7 protein-coding genes are annotated in these 5,271 nt (G+C 61.6%); 2 read left to right on the top strand and 5 right to left on the bottom strand.

All coding sequences use genetic code 11. The features are described 5' to 3' along the window. The 3 genes from H0W47_RS18140 to queG all read right to left on the bottom strand — a co-directional run. Positions 1–472: YcnI family protein (locus tag H0W47_RS18140; RefSeq protein WP_296926948.1), on the bottom strand; the 472-nt coding region annotated here is incomplete at its 3' end. A 135-nt stretch (positions 473–607) separates the two neighbouring features. Next, positions 608–964 (bottom strand): DUF2946 family protein, encoded by a 357-nt coding sequence (locus tag H0W47_RS18145; RefSeq protein ID WP_296926950.1) that lies wholly within the window; start codon positions 962–964, stop codon positions 608–610. Between the two features lie 52 nt (positions 965–1,016). After that, the gene (gene queG / locus H0W47_RS18150; protein ID WP_296926959.1) at positions 1,017–2,144 is read right to left on the bottom strand and encodes a tRNA epoxyqueuosine(34) reductase QueG; all 1,128 of its coding nucleotides are present in this window, start codon (positions 2,142–2,144) and stop codon (positions 1,017–1,019) included. Between queG and tsaE the strand changes: the two genes are divergently transcribed. Beyond that, positions 2,130–2,633 carry a tRNA (adenosine(37)-N6)-threonylcarbamoyltransferase complex ATPase subunit type 1 TsaE gene (tsaE, locus tag H0W47_RS18155; RefSeq protein WP_296926952.1) on the top strand — a complete coding sequence of 168 codons (504 nt, stop codon included), beginning with the start codon at positions 2,130–2,132 and terminating at the stop codon, positions 2,631–2,633. The two genes, queG and tsaE, sit on opposite strands and share 15 nt — an antisense overlap. After that, positions 2,630–4,012, top strand: a complete 1,383-nt coding sequence (locus tag H0W47_RS18160; protein ID WP_296926953.1) for an N-acetylmuramoyl-L-alanine amidase — start codon at positions 2,630–2,632, stop codon at positions 4,010–4,012. Before tsaE ends, H0W47_RS18160 begins: the two co-directional genes overlap by 4 nt. Positions 4,013–4,207: 195 nt before the next feature. Here the strand turns inward: H0W47_RS18160 and H0W47_RS18165 are convergent, their stop codons facing one another. Together H0W47_RS18165 and H0W47_RS18170 are read right to left on the bottom strand one after the other, a co-directional pair. Then, positions 4,208–4,504 (bottom strand): hypothetical protein, encoded by a 297-nt coding sequence (locus tag H0W47_RS18165; protein WP_296926955.1) that lies wholly within the window; start codon positions 4,502–4,504, stop codon positions 4,208–4,210. A 162-nt stretch (positions 4,505–4,666) separates the two neighbouring features. Next, positions 4,667–5,152 (bottom strand): aromatic-ring-hydroxylating dioxygenase subunit beta, encoded by a 486-nt coding sequence (locus tag H0W47_RS18170; RefSeq protein WP_296926957.1) that lies wholly within the window; start codon positions 5,150–5,152, stop codon positions 4,667–4,669. Between the last annotated feature and the right edge of the window lie 119 nt (positions 5,153–5,271).

Below are 5,271 nucleotides of genomic sequence, written 5' to 3' on the forward strand. Positions count from 1 at the left end.
CGCTGGCATGAATCTCCGCCCAATCCGTGCTGCCTTTTTCGCATCCCTGGAAAACCTTGAACCACATCGGTCCAGCTTCTTTGGGCAGCCGGCCCCTCAGAACAAACTCATCGTAATGCGCATCGGGCAAGACCTTGTCTTTGGACGCCGCCACCCAGGCAATCTCGGTCACACCCTCGGTCACCATAACGCCATGGCCGTTATCGTAAGGGGTGGCAAGCTTGTCCTTCTTGATGGACAGATTCCACCCCGGTTTGGGCATGGGCTTGACCCGCTGCAGGCCGGCGGGAATCGTGACCCTGATCTGGTTGGTGGCCGACCCGTCACAACCATGACCTACAAGCAAGGCTGCCTTGTAAAGACTTAGTGCGGTAGCCGTGCGCTCTTGCAAAACCACATGGGGAAAAACGGGCATGGCGCTGGTCAGCAAAGCGCAAGCAGCTACAAATTTGATAGCAATAGAGAAGGACATGACGATTCCGGAAAAAGAGGAGAAAGAAAATGGGCGTCGTCCCGGATGAAATCCGGAACATGCCGCATGACCGCTGAATCATTGGGTCAGCATGGAATGGCGGGACAGGCCCGCAACGACAGGAAGTCGATCAGGTCAGCGGACGGGCGGGCCGCGGCTGAACGGAAGGCCTGGCGACAACGCGGGCCGCACAGGATCGGGAGCAACAAGCGCCATCGCGGTCACGCCCACGGGAAATACCGCCGAACAGGGCGAAGAAAGCAGCCCTGGCCCCGCAGATCCGCACAGCTCGCAGTGCGAAGCGGGCAAAGACGCGTCATCCGTGCTCTGGTTCAGCGCCTTCCCTGCGTTGCAAAGGCCACCGAGCTTGCCGGTACGCACTTCTTCGGCCAGCACGGACACCGGTGCCAGCAGCGCGGCGAACACGGCAACAAACCCCAGCCAGGCCGCAAGGCGGGCCCAGAGCGGGCGAGAGGATGGGTGGTGTGGCACCGGGTGATTATAGGTAGTTGCCCACCCGCACAAAATGCTACAAAATCAGGAGCTACTCACGCCCGCCAGATAAGGGCTGGAGGTCGATTTGATTCATAATCGGCAACGAAAGCGCCCATTCCACATGTTCACGTACCACCTCACTGGCATGAGCGCGCCGCGCCGTCAGGGCGGCCCGCAAATGACCCTGCCCGTCGGCGCCGGCTTGGATGGCATTGCCCAGGCTGACCGCGATATTGCGCAGCCAGCGTTCGTGCCCGATGCGCCGGATCGCGCTGCCTTCGGTGCGGCGCAAAAACTCTTCTTCGGTCCACGCAAACAGCGTGATCAATTGCTGGCCGCTCAACCCTTCGCGCTCGTCGAAGTCGGGCAAGGCGCTGCGCTGCGCAAACTTGTTCCAGGGGCAAATCAGCTGGCAGTCGTCGCAGCCGTAGATACGGTTGCCGATCAGCGGCCGCAGCTCCAGCGGGATGGCGCCGGCATGTTCGATGGTCAGGTAGGAGATGCAGCGCCGCGCATCAAGCTTGTGCGGCGCGACGATGGCCTGCGTTGGGCAGATGTCCACGCAGGCAGTGCAGCTGCCGCAATGCGGTGTCACAGGCTCGCTGACCGGCAGCGCCACATCAACATAAATCTCACCGAGAAAAAACATCGATCCCGCTTCGCGGTTGAGCAGCAGCGTGTGTTTGCCGCGCCAGCCCTGGCCGCTGCGCGAGGCCAGTTCGGCCTCCAGCACCGGCGCCGAGTCGGTGAAAGCGCGGTGGCCCAGCGCCTCGACATGGCCGGCAATCTGTTCAGCGAGTATTTGCAGGCGGGTGCGCATGACCTTGTGGTAATCGCGCCCCCGCGCATACACCGACACAATCGCTTCGCCGGGCCGCGACAGCCGCGCCATCTCCATGGCCTGCCACTCCCCCGGCGCCGGCGGCGTGGATGCAGGCAGGTAGTCCATGCGCGCGGTGATCACGCTGATGGTGCCGGGCACCAGCTCGGCCGGACGTGCACGTTTGAGGCCGTGCGCTGCCATGTAATTCATGTCACCATGAAAGCCGGCCGCGAGCCAGGCCGATAATCCGGGTTCAGCCGATGAGAGATCAACACCTGCAATGCCTATTTGCGAAAATCCAAGCTCGCGCGCCCACGTTTGAATTTGAGAAACGAATTGATGGCTATTGACGATCACCTGCTCATTGTAAAAAGTATTGCCTGGGCCACCGAGGCCGACACCCAGGCCTTTGCTGCGACGCTGGCCGCGAAGCTGCAGGGCAGCACGGCCCGCAGCAATGTGCTGATCGAACTTCACGGCGACCTCGGCAGTGGCAAGACCACGTTTGCGCGCCACCTGCTCACAGCCCTGGGCGTGGCCGGCCGCATCAAGAGCCCGACTTATGCGGTGGTCGAGCCCTACACCGTGGAAGAAGCGCCCGGCGGCCCGCTGAACATCTGGCATTTCGACTTCTACCGTTTCAATGACCCTGACGAGTGGGAGGAAGCCGGCTTTCGCGACATCTTCGCCAGCCCGGGACTGAAACTGGTCGAGTGGCCCGAAAAAGCCGGTGAGCACCTGCCCCCCCCCGACCTGGACATCGCACTTGAATTGCAGAACGGCGATGTGCGCGCTGTCACCCTCACTGCCCGCACCGACGCCGGCAGGGCGCTGCTGCCATGAGCGTCCCTAAGCCCGGCCTGAACCGGCGCAGCGCACTGCAGATGGGCAGCCTGGTGCTCTTGCTGGGGGTGCAGCAGATCGCGCGCGGCCTGACCATCCTGGCGGTGCGGGTGTGGCCGGCCAAGGACTACAGCCGCGTCACCATCGAATCCGATGCCGGGCTCAAGACCAAGTATTACTTTATTGCCGAGCCTCCGCGGCTGGCGGTGGACATTGAAGGCATCGACCTCATCCCCGCGCTGCGCGAGCTGGTGGCCAAGGTCAAGCCGGATGACCCCAATATCTCGGGCATTCGTGTCGGGCAGAACGCGCCCGGCGTGGTGCGCCTGGTGGTCGAGCTCAAGCAGCCCATGCTGCCGCAGGTGTTCAGCCTCCAGCCCGTGGCGGCCTACCAGCACCGGCTGGTGTTTGACCTCTACCCCACGCAGGTGGCGGACCCGCTCCAGGCGCTGATTGCCGAGCGCCTGAAGGACAAGCCGCCGCCCGTCGCCGCGCCGCAGGCCGTCGATCCTTTGGGTGAGCTGATCGCAAAACAGACGGACAGGCCTGCGCCTGCGCCAGCGCAGCCACCGCCGCCGCCCGCCAGTGCCGCGGAAAAGCCACCGGTCGTCGCAGCATTGCCCAAACTGCCTCCCGAACCCCAAGGCGTGCCCAGTCGCAGCAAGACCGACCGCCTTATCATTGTGGCGCTGGACCCCGGCCATGGCGGTGAAGACCCCGGCGCCATCGGCCCCGGCGGCACGCGTGAGAAAGACGTGGTGCTGCAGATTGCGCTGCGCCTGCGCGACCGCATTAATGCCATCCCGAACATGCGCGCCTACCTGACGCGCGACGCCGACTTCTTTGTGCCGCTGCACGTCCGCGTGCAAAAGGCCAGGCGCGTGCAGGCCGACCTGTTCATCAGCATCCATGCCGACGCCTTCTTTACACCGCGGCCGCAAGGTGCCAGCGTGTTTGCGCTCAGCGAAAAAGGCGCGTCAAGCAGCTCGGCACGCTGGATCGCCGACAAGGAAAATTCAGCCGACCTGGTCGGCGGTGTCAACGTCAAGGCCAAGGACGCACAGGTGCAACAAGCGCTGCTCGACATGAGCACCACCGCGCAGATCAACGACAGCCTCAAGCTGGGCGGCGCCATGCTGGGCGAGATTGGGAGCGTCGGCAAGCTGCACAAGCCACGCGTCGAGCAGGCCAGCTTTGCGGTGCTCAAGGCACCCGACATTCCCAGCGTACTCGTCGAAACCGCCTTCATCAGCAATCCCGACGAAGAGGTCAAGCTGCGCAGCGAGGCCTACCAGGTGCAACTGGCTGATGCACTGATGCGCGGCATCAGCAGCTACTTTGCTAAAAACCCGCCGCTGGCGCGCAACCGGCCTTTGTAAAGAGGTCAGTGGTCATGTGGGAGGTTGGCGACTGCGTACCGTACAGCTGATTCCTTGTCCACCTCATTCGTGAAAGCGAAGGCGGAGCGACGACAGTACAGACGCGCGGCTAGCGAAACCGCCAAAGTGCACGGATGATTCAGAAATTTAATGAGAGCCAGCAGGTGATTAGTGGTTGATCCTCAACGGGCGTTATCACATCCCTGCTGCCTTGGCGATCATCCAGAAGATCACGACCAATGCCAGCACCCCAATCGCGCCTAACCAGGAGACCTGGGTTCTCTTTTTGTGCAGTCTCCTGAGTTGCTCAGCATCGGCGAGGGACTGGTTGACTTTCCCAAAAACAAGTTCAGCCTTTTTGTGAATATCTTCGAATTTTTCTGCCGCCTTGAGCATGTCGTCCTTGATGGCAAGCTCGGTTGACGTTGCTGCACGAGCACGAAGAGTCTGCGCGGCTTTGGCAAAACCGTCTGATTGTTCAATTGGGGGCATGAGTGAGGCACCTGATGTGATGGTAAGGCTATGGCGGCGAAAATAGTCCAGTGAACGTCGCGCCAGAAGTCTAGTGCAGTGTTACACGCTACCTGGGATTCTGGCGGGCATTCCCGGCGACCGTCAGGCCAAAATCCTCATGTCTAACAACTCATCCAGACGCTAAACCGGATAAATCAGCGAGTTGAGAATCATCTCGCTGTCATACACACACAGCCGTGACTGAAAGCGCAGCCCGTCTGGTGTGCGGACCAGTGCATCGATGTAGCGGCCCACGTTGTAAACCGCGCTGACGCCCGCCGGTTTGGTACGGAACACTGCGTAGTTGGCCTGCGCCTTCACCAGCTCGCCTTCGACGGCCAGCACCCGCGCCGGGCTGACCACATGCCGTGTGTAATACGGCCCGTGATAAATCGTCTGCGTGATGCCGTAGACTCGATCTTTCATGCCGCGGCTTTCCAGATCCATCAGTGCCAGCGGCAAGCCGCGATCAAAATTCTCGCGTGCCTGCAAGGTATAGCGCCCGGCCTCGACAAAAAATTCGGGCCATGCATCAAAACGCTTCTCGTCCAGCGCAGCAGCATAGGCTGCATAAAGCTGGTCCACCTCGTGCTGCAGTTGCAGGGTTTCGAGTGTGACTCCGCTCATGGCGCCGCCTCCGTCATCACTTTCTTCCAGTAACCATACATGCTGCGGATCAGGGTTTCGGTCACCATGTGTTCGGTCATTTCGGTGCCGGTCCCGCCAAGCTCACACAGGGTTTCGCC

It is taken from the genome of Polaromonas sp., assembly GCF_013817205.1.
Lineage (GTDB): Bacteria > Pseudomonadota > Gammaproteobacteria > Burkholderiales > Burkholderiaceae_C > Polaromonas.

What these genes read in the sequence shown, in the direction of transcription:
- tsaE (WP_296926952.1), top strand. Translation starts at nt 2,130, where the DNA reads ATGGCTATTGACGATCACCTGCTCATTGTAAAAAGTATTGCCTGGGCC.
- H0W47_RS18160 (WP_296926953.1), top strand. Translation starts at nt 2,630, where the DNA reads ATGAGCGTCCCTAAGCCCGGCCTGAACCGGCGCAGCGCACTGCAGATG.
- H0W47_RS18165 (WP_296926955.1), bottom strand. Translation starts at nt 4,504, where the DNA reads ATGCCCCCAATTGAACAATCAGACGGTTTTGCCAAAGCCGCGCAGACT.
- H0W47_RS18170 (WP_296926957.1), bottom strand. Translation starts at nt 5,152, where the DNA reads ATGAGCGGAGTCACACTCGAAACCCTGCAACTGCAGCACGAGGTGGAC.